We start from the raw sequence: 16,718 nt of genomic DNA on the forward strand, positions 1-16,718 counted from the left end.
AACAATTTGTTTATCAGTGTTTTTTATAATCACCTTATGGTTAAACAAAGAACCCATTTTTTATTGAGAATTCTTTTAATTAAAAGCTAAGAAAATATGTTTTATAAAAAAAAGCCACTGTTGAAAAGTGGCTTTTTAATGTTATGATTATGAGAACTTTATTTATGTCCTACCATATCTTCTGGTTTAACCCAAGCATCAAATTCTTCAGAAGTTACATAGCCTAATGCAAGCGCAGCTTCTTTTAATGTAGAACCTTCTTCATGTGCTTTGTTGGCAATTTCCGCAGCTTTATAATATCCTATTTTTGTATTTAAAGCCGTTACAAGCATTAATGAATTGTCTAATAATGATTTAATCTTATCATGATTAGGTTCTATTCCTGCAGCACAATTCTCTTCAAAACTTCTACAAGAATCTCCTATTAACTGTGCGCTTTCTAGAACTGCTGCCGCCATTACTGGTTTAAAAACATTAAGTTCAAAATGACCTTGCATACCACCTACAGTTACAGTAGTATCGTTACCCATAACACGTGCACAAACCATTGTAATAGCTTCGGCTTGCGTAGGGTTTACTTTTCCTGGCATGATAGAACTACCAGGCTCATTTGCTGGAATAATTAATTCTCCTATTCCAGAACGTGGACCACTAGCCAGCATTCTTATGTCGTGTGCAATTTTATTAAGAGATACTGCTATTTGCTTTAATGCACCGTGTGTTTCTACTAGGGCATCATGTGCAGCAAGAGCTTCAAATTTATTACCAGCAGTGATAAAAGGTAAACCGGTAAACTGTGCGATGTACTCAGCAACCTTTACATCATATCCCGCAGGAGTATTTAAACCGGTACCTACAGCTGTTCCACCTAATGCAAGTTCACTTAAATGAGCTAGTGTATTTTTAAGAGCAATCATTCCATGATCTAGTTGCGATACATAACCAGAAAACTCTTGTCCTATAGTTAAAGGTGTAGCATCCATTAAATGAGTACGACCTATTTTAACGATGTCTTTAAAAGCAACCGCCTTGGCGTGTAACGTATTGCGCAATTGTTCTACACCAGGAATGGTGCTTTCTACAATCTTTTTATAACATGCAATATGCATTCCAGTAGGGAAGGTGTCATTTGAGGACTGAGACTTGTTTACATCATCATTAGGTTGTATTGTTTTCTCGCCTTCACCTATTGTTTTGCCAGCGATTTGGTGCGCACGGTTTGCAATGACCTCATTCACATTCATATTAGATTGTGTACCAGATCCCGTTTGCCATATTACAAGAGGAAATTGGTCATCATGCTTTCCAGCAAGAATTTCATCACAAACCTGTGCGATAAGATCCCTTTTTTCTTCCGCAAGAACACCTAGTTCGCTGTTGGTGTAGGCTGCTGCTTTTTTAAGATAAGCAAATCCATAAACGATTTCTAGCGGCATGCTACCAGCGACACCTATTTTAAAGTTGTCTCTAGAACGCTGTGTTTGCGCGCCCCATAATTTATCTGCAGGAACTTCGACAGGTCCCATTGTATCTTTTTCTATACGATATGCCATGATTTCATATTTTTCACAAATATAATAGGTGTAATTCTTTTAATGAATCAATTTTAGAAGGCTTTAGGCTTGTTTTTTTAAACGCTTTCGCGAAAGCGTAATGCCATCAACACCTTACTAACAATAACCTGTTAATAAATCATAGAAATCGTTTCATTTTTTTACGGAAAGCTTTTATCTTTGCAGCAAATACAATTACGATGTTTGAATTTGATCAATACTTAGGATTTTTAGCATTTTTAGGAATATTAACCATAGGATTCTGGTTAATGATTTTCTTAACAGCATTTGTAATTCCGTACTGGATTACAGGCTCACTAATGGAAAAAATGAAAATGAAAAGAGAAGCTAAGAAAAATGCTCAGGAAACAGGTAACGCATAATTACCTGATTATCATATAGTAAAAACCGTCTAGAGTATATCTGGACGGTTTTTTTGTGGATTAAAGAGAATAAAAAAAGGTGCTATTATTATAGCACCTTTTTAATTTAGTTGTAATACTATTTATTATTTGTCTTCAGGTAAAAGTACCGCTAGTAGGTAATTTTCATCTATATACTTTTTAGCAGCGGCTTGAACATCTGCCTTTGTTAACTTAGCAACTGATGCTTCAAAGTCAAGTATTTTATTTGGATCTTTTTGCTCATAGTCAGCGCTGTATAAAGAGTTTAACCAGAATCTATTACTTTCAAGATTCTCTTTATACTCTAATAAATAGGCTTCTTTCACTTTATTCATATCCTTATCTGTAGGGCCATCATTCTTAATCATCTCTAGTTCATTAAGAGCCGCAGCAACTAGTTTATCTACGTTATCTGGTCCACAAGGAAAAGAAATGCTGAAGTTATAACGTGGATATGTAATCTTACTTAAAGAACCTCTAGCGCCACCACCGTAGATACCACCTTCTTGCTCACGTAGCGTCTCGATGATTTTAATTGTAGCAATTTCTCCTAGAGCATCTAGAGCCATGTTTTCTTTAGCGCTATAAGAATTTGCTTCACCAGTCCACACAATTTGCACAGTACTTTTTTCCTCAAGTCCTTTCTTTACAATCTTCTTACGTGGTTTAGAAGTATCTTCTCTCCATTCGTTCATCTTATACATTTCTTTTTTACCAGAACTTGGAAGACTAGCAATATAGGTTTTTGCAAATTCTTGAATTTGTGCATCATCTATATTACCAACTAGGTAGAAATTAAAATCTCCAGCATCTGAAAAACGTTCTTTAAAAAGTTCATATGCCTTATCATAATCTGCAGCATCCATCATCTCTGGAGTAGGGAAGCCTGTATATCTAGGACTAGACTCGAATCTATATTTATTTACCTCATTACTGAAGTAGCTTTCTGGTCTTGATAAATAACTACCCAAAAAGGATTTTTGTTTATCAATGTATGATTGATAAGCTTCATCATCTTTATTAATATCTGTAAAATAAAGGTGAATCAACTGAAACATTGTTTCAAGATCGTCTGGTGTTGAGCTACCATTAAAATTCTCGCTTATCGATCCTACTCGTGGGCTTACTCTGACTAATTTCCCAGACATATATTTACCCATATCTGTTTGATTCATTCCAGCAACTCCACCTTGAGTAACACCGCCCATTGCTTGACTCACCGCTTTATATTCTGCATCAGAGAACAAACTAGTCCCACCATAAGAATAAGCAGTCATTAGAATCTCGTCGTTCTTAAAGTCTGTTTTTTTAGTTGTTATTGTTGCTCCATTACTTAATGTATAAGTTGTTGTACCTAGCTTATCATTTTTTGTGGTTTTGGCAATAGCACCTGCAATAGGTAATTTTTCAATTAAATTTTCACGTACCTCAGTATCTTGATAATTATCGATCTTACTATTTGCTACATCATTCAAGATTTTTAAGATATCAGCTTCTGTAGGCTTGTTTTCTGTTTCTGGTCCCGTAAAAACAATACTACGATTGTCATCATGAATATAGTCTGCCATTTTTGCATTAATCTCTTCTATAGTAATAGTAGGCATTAATTTCATAGCCATTTCATAACTATACTCAACGCTTGGTACCATATCACCGACTAAGAAATGATTTACATAAGCTCCTACAATACGACCACTTTCTCTTTTGTCTCTATCCTTATAGAATGTTTCATAAAATGACTTATAACTAGTTTTAGCTCTCTCAAATTCACTAGCCTGAAAACCATATAACTTTACTCTTTGATTTTCTTCTAATAAAGTTTTCAAAGCGGTTAATTGACCATCTGGTGATGTTCCTGCAAAAGAAGAATAGGAATTCTTACCTCGTATACCAGTGCCACCATAACTAGAAGATCCAAATATAAATGGTGGATTAGGCTTTGTGGTCAGTTCTTGTAAACGATTATTCATCATTTGAGAGAATAATCCATTTACTAAATCATCTCTTAAATCTGAAACCGTTGTGGTAGGTTCAGCCTTCTTTGAATCCTTATATTGAATTCTTACCTGAGCAAAACTTGCCTCAGGATCTTGTGCTATTGCGATAAGAGTTTCTTCATGATTAGGTAAACCAAATTCTTCTCGTTTTCTTGGGTTTTCAGCTGCTGGAATATCCCCAAAATGTTCTTTAATTTTAGCTTCAAGTGTTGCAACGTCTAAATCACCAACAGCAATAACAGCCATTAAGTCTGGTCTGTACCAGTCTTTTTGGAACCGTCTGATTGCGTCAGGATCAAAATTTGCTATGATTTCATCTTTTCCTATAGGAAGACGCTCTGCATATTTAGAATTCGCAAAGATGACTGGAAAAGTAACTTTATTCATTCTATCATTGGCACCTTTACCAGTTCTAGATTCTTCTAAAATTACTCCACGTTCGTCATTAATAGCCTCAGTTTCTAACAACGCTCCACCTGCCCAATCAGAAAGAATTGTAAATCCATTGTCTAATTTTTCTGGATCATCACTAGGTATAGGAAGAATGTATACAGTCTCATCAAAACTGGTGTATGCATTTAAATCTGCACCAAATTTGACACCTATTCCTTGAAGGTAATCTACTAGCTCATTTTTCTGGAAGTTAGTCGTTCCATTAAAATTCATATGTTCCATCATATGAGCAAGACCTTGCTGGTCGTCATCTTCAAGAATAGAACCTGCGTTGATCGCAAGTCGTAGTTCTACTTTATCTTCTGGTTTACCATTATTTTGGATATAGTATGTAAGACCATTTGAAAGTACTCCTGTTTTTACGGTAGGGTCTAACGGTATTTTTGCATTTAAGTCAATACCAACTGCAGTCAATGCAGCTTCAGCTGCACTAGTCGTGGTACTGGTAGCAGTACTTGTTGTGGTTGTAGTAGTGGTTTTATTTGCTGTAGTTGATTTAGGACCACCGCATGCCACAACTAATAAAGCTGCTATTCCTAACAGACTTAGATAGTGTTTTTTCATAATGATTGATTTAGTTACTCAATAGTTTGGTTAATAATCTGAATAGTTAAGTTTCAGGTTATGAATTTACACAACGAATATTTTGTAGGAATAGTATTTAATGAATAATTCACATAAAAAAGCGCTCTTATGTTGAAATAAGAGCGCTTTTTTATTATTAGTAGGGTTTTATGGTTTAACCACCGACGCGTTTGACCTTAAAACCTTTCTCTTTTAAGAAATCCATAATACGATCTCGATAATCACCTTGAATGATGATTTCGTCATTTTTAAAACTACCACCTACACCTAGCATGGTTTTAATCTCTTTAGCAAGAATTTTAAAATCCGAAGTAGCACCCGTATAACCAGCTATAATCGTGTTTACTTTTCCTTTACGTTTTTCAAACTTACATTGTAAAGGATCCTCTTGTAACCACACATTACTTTTTTCAGGTTCTACTTCTTCCTTAAATTGATGTTCAGGGAATAAATTTTTTAATTGATCGCTTAAGTCCAAAATTTTATTTTTTATCTGATAATTTAAACAGTTTACTTCTTTATTAATCCTATTTCAACTAATCGTTGATGTAAGAAATCTCCAGCAGTAATATCATCATGTTGTTTTGGATTATTCTCATCAACACATTCTTCTAGACAATCCAATTTCATATCACTACGAGGATGTAAAAAGAACGGAATAGAGTAGCGGCTAGTGTGCCATAATTCACGTGGCGGATTTACGACTCTATGAATTGTTGATTTCAATTTATTGTTAGTATGACGTTGCAACATATCACCTACATTAATAACGAGTTCATCTTCTTGCGCGATAGCGTCTAGCCATTCGCCTTGACGATTCTGAACTTGTAAACCTGGGGCGCTTGCACCCATTAGTAACGTAATTAAGTTAATATCACCATGTGCACCAGCGCGCACAGCGTTATCCGGTTCTCTAGTGATAGGTGGATAATGTATAGGTCTCAAAATAGAATTACCATTACTAGCCCAATGATCAAAGTAGTGCTCATCTATACCAATATGTAAAGCAAGAGCTCTTAAAACGTAAATCCCTGTTTTTTCTAACATTCGATACGCTTCCATACCTGTTTTATTAAAATCAGGTAATTCCTTAACGATTACATTTTCAGGATAGTCTTCTTCAATATTAGCGTCTGGCGCAACCTCTTGGCCAAAATGCCAAAACTCCTTTAAATCACCTTCTTTTTTGCCTTTTGCATGTTCTTTACCAAAAGATACATAACCACGTTGTCCGCCTATTTCTGGACGTTCATATCCTTTTTTGGTTTCTACGGGAAGTTTAAAAAAATTCTCAACTTCATTATATAGATTCTCAACTAATTGATCAGATAAAAAGTGATTCTTGAGAGCTACAAAACCTATATCTTCATAAGCTTTACCAATTTCATTTATAAATTTTTGTTTTCTACTAGGGTCATCGCTCAGGAAGTCTGCTAGATCAACGCTTGGAATATTATTCATGATAAAAAATTGTGTTGATAACAAAGTTAGTAAATGCCTCACACATTTTAATAGCTTTTCTAGGTATAATCGTTGATTATACTACATTTGGGATACAGCAAAACATCATGATAGAAACTAGTCCTCTTAAACTTACAGAATTATATAAGAATAATCTTGATACAGATACATTAATAAATTTGTACAAGAGAATGTTGTTACCTCGATTAATTGAGGAAAAGATGCTTATTCTATTGCGTCAGGGAAGAATTTCAAAATGGTTTTCGGGAATAGGACAGGAAGCTATCGCGATAGGTGTAACCATGGCTATGCAAAAGAGCGAGTACATTTTACCCATGCATCGCAATCTAGGAGTTTTTACAACTCGTGATATTCCATTATGGAAGTTGTTTGCACAATGGCAAGGTAAAGAAGATGGTTTTACTAAAGGAAGAGATCGCAGTTTCCACTTTGGTACCCAAGATTATAATATTGTCGGTATGATTTCTCATCTGGGACCACAATTAGGTGTCGCAGATGGGATTGCACTTGCTCAAAAATTAAAAAATACTGGGCTTGCAACGGCTGTATTTACGGGTGAAGGTGGTACCAGTGAGGGCGATTTTCACGAAGCTCTTAACGTTGCTAGTGTATGGAGTTTGCCTGTTTTATTTTGTATTGAAAACAATGGTTATGGATTAAGCACGCCCACAAGTGAACAATACAACTGCGAGAATCTTGCAGACCGTGCAATAGGTTATGGTATGGAATCACATATTATTGATGGTAATAATATTGTTGAAGTTTATACAAAAATATCATCAATCTTAAATGATATTAGAGAAAATCCAAAACCAGTGCTTGTGGAGTTCAAAACCTTTAGACGTCGAGGACACGAAGAGGCAAGTGGAACCAAGTATGTTCCTGATGAACTGATGCAATACTGGGAACAGCGCGATCCATTAACTCGTTTTGAGCAGTATCTTATAGATGAAAATATCATTACTAGCGATCAGATTGAAGATTGGAGAAATGAGATTAAAAATGATATTAATGCAGGTTTAGAAACCGCTTTCGCGAAAGCGTTACCTCAATCCACACCACAACAAGAACTAGCAGACGTCTTTGCGCCACATGAATATGTTCAAGTTGAGCCTAGTGGTGAAAACACCAACATAAGATTAGTAGACGCCATTAAAGATGGACTTGAAGAATCTATGAATCGTTATGATAATTTAGTAATCATGGGACAAGATATCGCCGAATATGGTGGTGTTTTTAAAATTACTGACGGTTTTGTAGAAAAATTTGGTCGTGAACGAGTTCGTAATACACCAATTTGTGAGAGTGCTATTGTAGAAGCTGCGATGGGATTAAGTATCGCTGGTATGAAAGCCGTTGTTGAAATGCAGTTTGCTGATTTTGTAAGTAGTGGCTTTAATCCAATAGTTAATTATCTAGCAAAATCATATTATAGATGGAATCAAAAAGCCGATATTGTAGTAAGAATGCCTTGCGGTGCTGGTGTAGGAGCAGGACCGTTTCACTCACAAACTAATGAAGCTTGGTTTTATACCATTCCTGGTCTTAAGATAGTTTATCCTGCTTTTCCTGCCGATGCAAAAGGACTCCTAACAGCTTCGATAGAAAATCCTAATCCAGTTTTATTCTTTGAGCATAAGGCTTTATATCGTAGTGTTTATGGAGATGTTCCTCATGGGTATTATAATCTGCCTTTAGGGAAAGCAGCTACAATTAATCATGGAAATGACCTATCGATAATTACTTATGGTGCTGGTGTTCACTGGGCAAAGCAATTAATCGATGAAATGCATTTTGATATCGATCTTATAGATTTAAGAACATTAGCACCTCTCGATACAGAGTCTATTAAAGCATCTGTACGTAAAACAGGTAAGGTAATTATCTTAACCGAAGATAATCTTACCGGTAGTGTAGCAGCTGATATTGCTGGTTTTATAGGTGAAGAATGTTTTGAGTATTTAGACGCTCCCATTAGAAGAGTAGGAAGCCTAGATACGCCTATACCTTTTGAAAAAGGATTGGAAAATAACTACTTACCAACAAGTAGACTTAAAATTTGTGTAAAAGAATTGTTAGATTATTAAGCTTTTATTTGTAGGAATTAATAAATTTGGTTTCCCCTGAATAACTACATAAAAGTAAAAATGAAATTATTAGGTATTCTTAATGAATTACACAACTTTCGTTATGCGTTGTGGATTCTTACTGTTTTATTCACCTTCTTGGTAACTTTTGGTCCTAGTGATGGTTCATTAGGTATTACAGGCAAAATCTTACTATGTCTCTTTGCATCGCTTCTAGGATTGTATTTACTATTAAAATACAACTATAAGCGCAACAAGAGAAAAGAAGCAGAAAAGTCTAATTCCAATTAATTAGATTTAATTCTTAAATGATATGAAAGTTCTTACCTTTAACAGGTGAAGAAGAACTATGATGTCATTATTGCTGGTGGTGGTCTTGCCGGACTAACGGCCGCTATACACCTATCTCAACATTTTAAAGTACTGGTTATTGATCCTGATACGTATCCACGTCACAAGATGTGTGGAGAGTATTTAAGTATGGAGGTTGATTCATATTTAAAATCGTTAGGTATTCAAATTAATGATCTTTCTCAAGTTACTATTAATAATTTTAGATTTACACGTGGATCGCAATCTATTAAAACGGCCACGTTACCTTTAGGAGGCATAGGTGTATCTAGATATTCTTTAGATTTAGAATTATATAATAAAGCCAAAGAAAAGACAGATTTTCTTCTCGATCGTGTTTCAGATATAACTTTGAATCATAATCATTATGAGGTAATTACTACTGATCAAAAATTAACTGCTAGACAAGTCATCATCGCTACAGGTAAAAGATCATTACTTGACAAAAAGTTAGCAAGACCTTTTATTCAGAAAAAATCTCCATGGCTCGCCGTTAAAATGCATTATAAGTTTAAAATGTCTAATGATATCGTGGAATTACATGCTTTTAAAGGTGGATATGCAGGGTTATCTAAGATAGAAAACGGTAATGTGAATTTATGCTATTTAGTAAATTTTGAATCTTTTAAAGAGTATAAAGATATTAATGCCTTTAATAAAGAGGTGTTAACACAAAATATAGCTTTGAAAGAATTCTTTAAAGTGGCTGTTCCAATATGGGAAAAGCCGATCACTATCTCTCAGATTTCATTTGAACAAAAACAACCTGTAGAAGCTAAATTATTAATGATAGGTGATACCGCAGGATTAATTCATCCATTATGCGGTAATGGTATGGCAATGGCTATTCACAGTGCGCAGATTGCGTCTAAGTATGTGACTCAGTATTTACAAGATGAAATAACCAGAGATCAAATGTTAATTAAGTACTCTAAAAGCTGGAGAAAAACATTTTCATCTAGATTGCTTTATGGAAGGTTGCTGCAAAAGGTTTTATTACATAAAAAATTAACAACATTATCTTATTGGATCTTAGAGCGTTTACCGTTTCTACTTCCTATAATCATTAAAAAAACACACGGTAAAGAGATACAACCATGATTTACGTAGACCATAAAAGAAACTCTGATCCAGAGTGGATGGATGATCCCAATCTTGATGAGCAAACTTTACAAAATGCTGTTGATGATATTAATAGAGTTAATAAATGGCTAGGTGGATTTAAATTTACCTTAAAAGCTGTTCAAAAAGAACTTAAAAAAATAAATAAGAGAACCATAACGATTGTTGACGCTGGTTGCGGTGATGGTGAGATGTTACGTTATCTTTCCACTAATATTAATGATTCTAGAGTTCAGTTCTTGGGATTAGATTTTAGTGCAAATTCAATCAAGAAAGGATATTTAAAGAGTGAAGGATTTAAGGATATTCTCTTTCGCGAAAGCGATATTTTAAAAATCGATTCGACAGAAATTGAATGTGATATACTTATAAGTACTTTAACCATGCATCATTTTGATGATATAGAAATCATTGATTTTTTAAAGAAATTTAAGGAAATAACGACTTACTCTATAATTATTAATGATTTACATAGAAGCAGAACGGCTTTTATACTATTTCAACTAGTATGTCTTATTTTTATAAGAAATGAAATTTCAAAACACGATGGCTTAATTTCTATCGCAAGTGGTTTCAAGCGTGCAGATCTTAAACGATATGCAAAATTGGTACCTTTTAAAAATGACTTAATACAATGGAAGTGGTCATTCCGATTTATATGGTTAATACCTATCTATGAGCGTAAAAATTAAAGCGGTTGCAACGCAACTACCTAAGTATTATAAAGAAACTAAAGAGATTTTACCTTTTGTTGAAACCTGGCTTGCAGATCAAGATGATAGATTGAGACGTAAAACGATCAAGATATTTGAAGGTGCTGGAGTTGATAAAAGGTACTCTATAATGGATCCTATTGAGGTTTTTACAAAAACATCTTTTGAGGATCGTAACGCCATCTATAAAAGAGAAGTAGTACCACTAGCCGAGAAGGCTGTTCAAAAAGCATTAGATAAAGCCTGCTGGCAAGCAACTGATTTAGATTATATCATATCGGTAAGTTGTACGGGTATAATGATTCCTTCTATCGATGCATATTTAATTAATAGCATGGGAATGAGGCCTGATATTTATCGACTACCCGTTACTGAGATGGGCTGTGTTGCTGGCGTATCTGGTTTAATTTATGCACAACAATTTTTAACAGCAAATCCTGGCAAAAAAGCTGCTGTTGTAGCGATAGAAGCACCAACAGCTACATTTCAATTAGAGGATTATTCTATGGCAAATATGGTAAGTGCAGCCATATTTGGCGATGGATGCGCATGTGTACTATTATCATCACATGATGATGATGGACCTGTAATGAAAGCACACGAGATGTATCACTTCCCTGATGCAACGCATATGATGGGTTTTGACTTAGTAAATAGTGGATTACAAATGGTGCTCGATAAAGCTGTACCAGAAACGATAGCCAGTCATTTTCCTGCGATAATTCATCCGTTTCTTGAAAAACAAGGATTGTCTATTGAAGATATTGATCATTTAATATTTCATCCTGGAGGAAAAAAGATTGTACAAACCGTAGAGGAGCTATTTGCAGGACTAGGTAAAGATATTAATGATACTAAAGAGGTTTTGAGACTTTATGGTAATATGAGTAGTGCGACCGTTCTATTTGTATTAGAACGATTTATGACTCAAAATCTACAAACTGGTGAGCGAGGATTGATGCTTAGTTTTGGTCCAGGTTTCACAGCACAACGCATTTTATTAGAATGGTAAAAGAATTTGAAGGTCAGTATGGAATAATTCTAGGCGGTAGTAGCGGTCTAGGGTATGCAAGCGCTCTAAAACTAGCACAGCATGGCATGAATCTTATCATTCTTTATAGAGCCTCTCGATTACAAACTTCAAAAATTGAAGCAGATTTTCAAAAGATAAAAAGTTTTGGGAATCAATTATTAACTCTTAATATGGATGCCGCTCGCGAGGATAAAATTATCGAAGCACTATCTCAAATCAAACCATTTTTAAACGAGAACAAGCTAAGTGTTTTACTTCATAGTATTTCTAAAGGTAATTTAAAGCCTATGACTGGTGAAAATAGATTGTCTAGTGGTGATTTTCAACAAACGGTGCAATCCATGGGAATAAGTCTCTACAGTTGGGTTTCTAATTTACATTCACAATCTATGTTTGCAACTCCTGCAAGAGTAATTAGTTTCACTAGTGAAGGCAGTTTAAAGCCTATGGAAGGCTATGCTGCGGTTAGTGCCGCAAAGGCAACTCTTGAGGCGATTAATAGAAGTATGGCTATAGAGTTTGCTACATCACAAATCACCTGTAATTGTATACAGGCTGGTGTTACAGATACAGATAGTCTTAAACGCATACCTATGTATGAAGCTCTTAAAAAGACGAGTCTAAAGCGTAATCCTAATCACAGGCTTACACAGCCAGAAGATGTCGCAAACGTCGTTTATTTATTAGCTCTTAAAGAATCCCAATGGATTACAGGAAATGTAATTAAAGTTGATGGTGGAGAATCTTTACAATAGTTTGATTTTAAACATATTATATTTAATCATATTAACTAATACTTTACAAATTGCTTTTAGATCCCTTTGAAAAAATAGTAGCAAATTTACCCTATGGTGACGGATTTAAATTTGTGGACCACATCTTAGAAATGGATGATAACCATGTGATAGGTGTTTACCGCTTTCGCGAAAGCGAATATTTCTACAAGCATCATTTTTTACAAAACCCAGTAACTCCAGGAGTTATTCTTATTGAATGCATGGCACAAATCGGACTAGCTTGTCTAGGTACTTATTTAAATAAAAATAACACACAATCTTTTGATTTTGTTTTTAATGAAAGTCATGTAATGTTTAATTCAATCGTTAAGCCAGGAACCGCAGTTATAGTTAGTGCTAGAAAGGAATATTTCAGATTTGGAAAATTAAAATGTCTAGTAAAGATGATGGATGAAAACGAGAAGAAAATTGCAGAAGGTTGGGTGAGTGGTATGATTATAAAGTCTGATGAAACTGGAAAATGATGAGTAAGCAAATCCTTAAACGAGTTGTAATAACAGGTATGGGCGTGGTAGCTCCTAATGCTATTAATGTTTCCGATTTTTACAAATCATTGAAAATTGGCAAAAGTGGCTTAACATATGACCAGCAGTTAGCAGATTTAAGTTTTGGATGTCGGGTATCTGGTACACCTCATTTAACTGTAGAACATATTGCAAAATATTTTACACCGTTACAGCTTAGAGGTTTAAAGGCAAGCGGATTAGTATATGGTGTTATCGCAGGAAAAGACGCTTTTAAGGACGCTGGATTAACCGTAGCTGATAAAGGTTGTGCATTGTCTGATTTTGGAATCGTAATGGGAACTGGCCAAAGTGGTGGTGAAAAATTCAGAGAAGCAATTCACTTGATAGACGACGGTCGTGTGCGCAGGTTAGGAAGTACCAGTGTGATCCAAACTATGACTAGTGGTGTAAGTGCATGGTTGTCAGGTGAACTAGGAGCTGGGAATATGGTCACAAGCAATTCTAGTGCTTGTTGTACGGGTACAGAAGCTTTTATAATGGGATATGAGCGCATAGCTTATGGAAAAGCTACTCAAATGCTTGTAGGCTCTACAAGTGATTCTGGTCCATATATTTGGGGTGGTTTTGATGCCATGCGCATATTGCCTACAGGTTATAATAATCATCCAGAACAAGCTAGTCGACCATTTTCTGATGATGCAGCAGGTTTTGTGCCTGGTAGTGGCGCTGGAGTAATGGTTCTTGAAGAATTGGACAGTGCTTTAAAACGTGGAGCAACTATATATGGAGAGGTCTTAGGTGGTTCACTAAATTCTGGTGGCCATCGCGGTAGTGGTAGTATGACTGCTCCTAATGGTGATGCCGTGCAACAATGTATTCAGCAAGCGGTCGAGCAATCAGGTGTTTCTAATAAGGATATAGACGCCATAAATGGTCATATAACAGCTACTGGCAAAGATGGTTATGAAGTAAGTAACTGGGTTGAAGGATTGCAATTGATTAATCAATTCCCTTATTTAAATAGCTTTAAATCAACAGTAGGGCATTGTCTTGCTGCAGCTGGTAGTATTGAATTAGTAGGTGCTATATTACAATTAAAGCATCAAGAGATATTTCCTAATCAAAATATAACAAAATTACACTCTGATATTAATGCTATTTATCCAGCTGAGAAAATACCGACTAAAGTGGTTCAAACAGATATAGACATTTTAATTAAAGCAAGTTTTGGTTTTGGTGATGTGAACGCCGCTGTAGTATTAAAACGATGGAAAGATGAATTAAATAATGACTAAGGTCTAGAATATAATTATAAATGAAAAAAGAAGAAATAGAGAATCAATTACATGATATCGTTAAAGTATACTTACCACAAGATGTAAATGCTGATGACATACGGGCTGATAGCCATCTAATGCAGGATCTAGGAATAAATAGTGCTCACCTAGTAGATATTGCTTTAGATGTTGAAGATGCTTTTGATATCACCTTAGATGAAAGCGATATGGAAGCAATGCAGACCGTATCAGATTCTGTCCAGATTGTTCAAAGAAAACTAAAACCTTAAACTTTTAAACTATTAAATTGTATTTTCATAAATATCTATTAATATTATAATAATACTATTTAAAAGGTAGTGATATCTAAACCCTATGGTTTTATCTTGTAAATAAAAAGATGAATAAAGAAAATACAGCTCTTAAAGAAACACCTAATGACCATCCTATAATTGACAATATTAAAGATAGATGGAGTCCAAGGGTATTTGCAGATATGCCAGTTTCTCAAACAGATTTACAATCAATGTTTGAAGCTGGAAGATGGGCTGCTAGCAGCAATAACTTTCAGCCATGGAATATCGTTTGGGGAATAAAAGGAAGTGAAACATATGATCGTATAATGAATCATCTTGTGGAATTTAACCAGTCGTGGGCGACTAATGCGCCAGTACTAATGCTAGGAGTAATAAATACTAAAACTCCTGATGGTAAAGAAAATTATCACGCCTTACATGATCTAGGTCAATTTACAGCAAATATGGCTATTCAAGCACACAGTATGGGAATAGCTATACACCAAATGGCCGGTGTGGATTTTGAGTCTGCAAAAGAAGATTTTGGATTTCCTGAAGAATATCATGTTGCTACAGCAATAACCGCTGGTTATTATGGGGGAAATGATGATGATTTAAATGAAGACTTACAAAAAGAAGAAAATACTCCTAGAAAACGTAAAAAACAAGATGAATTTCTCTTTAACGGTGATTTTATAGAAAGAGAATCTTTATAAAATGATTACAAACTTAAAAAGGCTCCTAATTCAATTAGGAGCCTTTTTTTATGCAGATAAAAATCGATCTGTTTGATCAAAATAGCTTTTAACATCCTCAATAATGATACTTGCAGATTTTTTAAATCGTCCTTTAATAGCTTTAAAGGATATTAAACGATTATTATATCTCAAGTATATGGAGGCAGATTCTTTTGTTCGTCCGTTATGATCTATAACAAGTTGAAAATCAACCTGAACATGCTCTATGGCATTGGATTCAAATACCGGCAATAATTCTTGTTGAAATAAATTTTCAAGTCGTTGTTTTTGTTGTGTATGTTTATAAGTGTACGTAATCATCGAGCATATTTTATAGATATACGCTAGAATGTCACCATATGGTTTTGAAAAAAATGTTAAAAATAGAGAGCTTAATAATCTGTATTTATTTTAATCAATCGTTATTAGCTTTCATGAGGTAGAAATTTTGAGGTAAGTGCGCCTACCAGTAAAGCAGTAAAGATAAAAGTTAAGGATACCCATTCAGGGAAATGAATGTAGTGTACTAATATCATTTTAAGACCTACAAAAGTTAGAATAGCTATAAGACTATAATGGATGTATTGAAATTTATCTAATAGATTAGATAAGAAGAAGTACATACTACGTAATCCGATTATAGCCATAATGTTACTAGAGAAGACCAAAAATGGATCAGAGGTAATGGCTAGGATTGCAGGAATAGAATCTAAAGCAAATAGTACATCTGTTAATTCAATTACGATTAAGGCTAAAAAAAGAGGAGTCGCTATTAATTTCCCCATTTTTCTAATAAATAAGTCTTGTCCTTCAATACGATCAGTAACAGGAAACCAGCGACGTGCAAGTTTATAGATTACAGATTCCTTTGGATTGAAATCATCATCTTTACTAACTAGCATTTTAAAGGCTGTATATAATAGAAAAGCACCAAAAATATAAGTCATCCAGTCTATTTCCCTTATCAAGGCTACACCAAAAAAGATCATAGCAGCTCTAAAAATTAAAGCTCCAACGATACCCCAAAATAGAACACGATGTTGATACCGTTGTTCAATCGCAAAAGACTTAAATATTATAGCTATCACAAAGATGTTATCAATACTTAATGATAGTTCAATTAGATAACCGGTAATATATTTTATAGAAGCCTTATTAGCAGATAAACCTTCAGGATTTGCCATATAAGATCCGTTATAGATCAAATAAATAACACCTGTAAACGCTAGTGCTATAGAAACCCATAGTATAGTATATTTCGTTGCTTCTTTTGTTGATATTACATGTGCATTCCTATTGAAGACTAACAGATCTAATGCTAGCAGAATGGTCACAAATATTATAAAGGATATCCAAATTGTCAT

General features: G+C 34.6%; 17 protein-coding genes. 11 read left to right on the plus strand and 6 right to left on the minus strand.

Annotation, left to right across the window (positions count from 1 at the left end; genetic code table 11):
* Positions 1 to 158: 158 nt before the first annotated feature.
* Positions 159 to 1,553, minus strand: coding sequence for a class II fumarate hydratase (gene fumC / locus ACJJVI_RS10325; RefSeq protein ID WP_405351791.1), 1,395 nt, complete (start codon positions 1,551 to 1,553; stop codon positions 159 to 161).
* A 200-nt stretch (positions 1,554 to 1,753) separates the two neighbouring features.
* Here fumC and ACJJVI_RS10330 point away from each other — a divergent pair, with 200 nt between their 5' ends.
* Positions 1,754 to 1,936 (plus strand): hypothetical protein, encoded by a 183-nt coding sequence (locus tag ACJJVI_RS10330; RefSeq protein WP_036585142.1) that lies wholly within the window; start codon positions 1,754 to 1,756, stop codon positions 1,934 to 1,936.
* 125 nt (positions 1,937 to 2,061) lie between these two features.
* Here the strand turns inward: ACJJVI_RS10330 and ACJJVI_RS10335 are convergent, their stop codons facing one another.
* From ACJJVI_RS10335 to ACJJVI_RS10345, 3 genes are all read right to left on the minus strand, one after another.
* On the minus strand, positions 2,062 to 4,971 hold the full coding sequence (locus tag ACJJVI_RS10335) for a M16 family metallopeptidase (RefSeq protein WP_405351793.1): 2,910 nt from the start codon (positions 4,969 to 4,971) through the stop codon (positions 2,062 to 2,064).
* A 175-nt stretch (positions 4,972 to 5,146) separates the two neighbouring features.
* Positions 5,147 to 5,470, minus strand: coding sequence for a translation initiation factor (locus ACJJVI_RS10340; RefSeq protein WP_348021185.1), 324 nt, complete (start codon positions 5,468 to 5,470; stop codon positions 5,147 to 5,149).
* Positions 5,471 to 5,502: 32 nt separating this feature from the next.
* Positions 5,503 to 6,453, minus strand: coding sequence for an isopenicillin N synthase family dioxygenase (locus ACJJVI_RS10345; RefSeq protein ID WP_405351795.1), 951 nt, complete (start codon positions 6,451 to 6,453; stop codon positions 5,503 to 5,505).
* A 107-nt stretch (positions 6,454 to 6,560) separates the two neighbouring features.
* Here ACJJVI_RS10345 and ACJJVI_RS10350 point away from each other — a divergent pair, with 107 nt between their 5' ends.
* The 10 genes from ACJJVI_RS10350 (at position 6,561) to ACJJVI_RS10395 (ending at position 15,333) form a co-directional block, all read left to right on the plus strand.
* A complete protein-coding gene (locus ACJJVI_RS10350) occupies positions 6,561 to 8,561 on the plus strand; it encodes a thiamine pyrophosphate-dependent enzyme (protein ID WP_405352617.1) in 2,001 nt (666 codons plus the stop codon).
* 60 nt (positions 8,562 to 8,621) lie between these two features.
* Positions 8,622 to 8,852, plus strand: coding sequence for a hypothetical protein (locus ACJJVI_RS10355; protein ID WP_036585146.1), 231 nt, complete (start codon positions 8,622 to 8,624; stop codon positions 8,850 to 8,852).
* Between the two features lie 45 nt (positions 8,853 to 8,897).
* A complete protein-coding gene (locus tag ACJJVI_RS10360; RefSeq protein WP_405351797.1) occupies positions 8,898 to 10,013 on the plus strand; it encodes an NAD(P)/FAD-dependent oxidoreductase in 1,116 nt (371 codons plus the stop codon).
* Positions 10,010 to 10,726, plus strand: a complete 717-nt coding sequence (locus ACJJVI_RS10365; protein WP_405351799.1) for a methyltransferase domain-containing protein — start codon at positions 10,010 to 10,012, stop codon at positions 10,724 to 10,726. The genes ACJJVI_RS10360 and ACJJVI_RS10365 overlap by 4 nt, the downstream gene beginning before the upstream one ends.
* Positions 10,710 to 11,759, plus strand: coding sequence for a type III polyketide synthase (locus ACJJVI_RS10370; protein ID WP_405351801.1), 1,050 nt, complete (start codon positions 10,710 to 10,712; stop codon positions 11,757 to 11,759). The genes ACJJVI_RS10365 and ACJJVI_RS10370 overlap by 17 nt, the downstream gene beginning before the upstream one ends.
* Positions 11,753 to 12,535: an SDR family oxidoreductase gene (locus ACJJVI_RS10375; protein WP_405351803.1), complete on the plus strand. Its 783-nt coding sequence runs from the start codon at positions 11,753 to 11,755 to the stop codon at positions 12,533 to 12,535. Before ACJJVI_RS10370 ends, ACJJVI_RS10375 begins: the two co-directional genes overlap by 7 nt.
* Positions 12,536 to 12,585: 50 nt before the next feature.
* Positions 12,586 to 13,041, plus strand: coding sequence for a 3-hydroxyacyl-ACP dehydratase FabZ family protein (locus ACJJVI_RS10380; protein ID WP_405351805.1), 456 nt, complete (start codon positions 12,586 to 12,588; stop codon positions 13,039 to 13,041).
* Positions 13,038 to 14,339, plus strand: a complete 1,302-nt coding sequence (locus tag ACJJVI_RS10385) for a beta-ketoacyl-[acyl-carrier-protein] synthase family protein (RefSeq protein WP_405351807.1) — start codon at positions 13,038 to 13,040, stop codon at positions 14,337 to 14,339. The genes ACJJVI_RS10380 and ACJJVI_RS10385 overlap by 4 nt, the downstream gene beginning before the upstream one ends.
* 20 nt (positions 14,340 to 14,359) lie before the next feature.
* Positions 14,360 to 14,611 (plus strand): acyl carrier protein, encoded by a 252-nt coding sequence (locus ACJJVI_RS10390; protein ID WP_405351809.1) that lies wholly within the window; start codon positions 14,360 to 14,362, stop codon positions 14,609 to 14,611.
* A 110-nt stretch (positions 14,612 to 14,721) separates the two neighbouring features.
* Entirely contained in the window at positions 14,722 to 15,333 is a 612-nt protein-coding gene (locus ACJJVI_RS10395) for a nitroreductase family protein (protein ID WP_405351811.1), read from the plus strand.
* Between the two features lie 48 nt (positions 15,334 to 15,381).
* Here ACJJVI_RS10395 and ACJJVI_RS10400 read toward each other — a convergent pair whose 3' ends face one another.
* Together ACJJVI_RS10400 and ACJJVI_RS10405 are read right to left on the minus strand one after the other, a co-directional pair.
* Positions 15,382 to 15,675, minus strand: a complete 294-nt coding sequence (locus tag ACJJVI_RS10400; RefSeq protein WP_042271963.1) for a hypothetical protein — start codon at positions 15,673 to 15,675, stop codon at positions 15,382 to 15,384.
* A 104-nt stretch (positions 15,676 to 15,779) separates the two neighbouring features.
* Positions 15,780 to 16,718 carry a TerC family protein gene (locus tag ACJJVI_RS10405; protein WP_405351813.1) on the minus strand — a complete coding sequence of 313 codons (939 nt, stop codon included), beginning with the start codon at positions 16,716 to 16,718 and terminating at the stop codon, positions 15,780 to 15,782.

Origin of the sequence: Nonlabens sp. Asnod3-H03, assembly GCF_045063665.1 — a bacterium.
Lineage (GTDB): Bacteria > Bacteroidota > Bacteroidia > Flavobacteriales > Flavobacteriaceae > Nonlabens > Nonlabens ulvanivorans.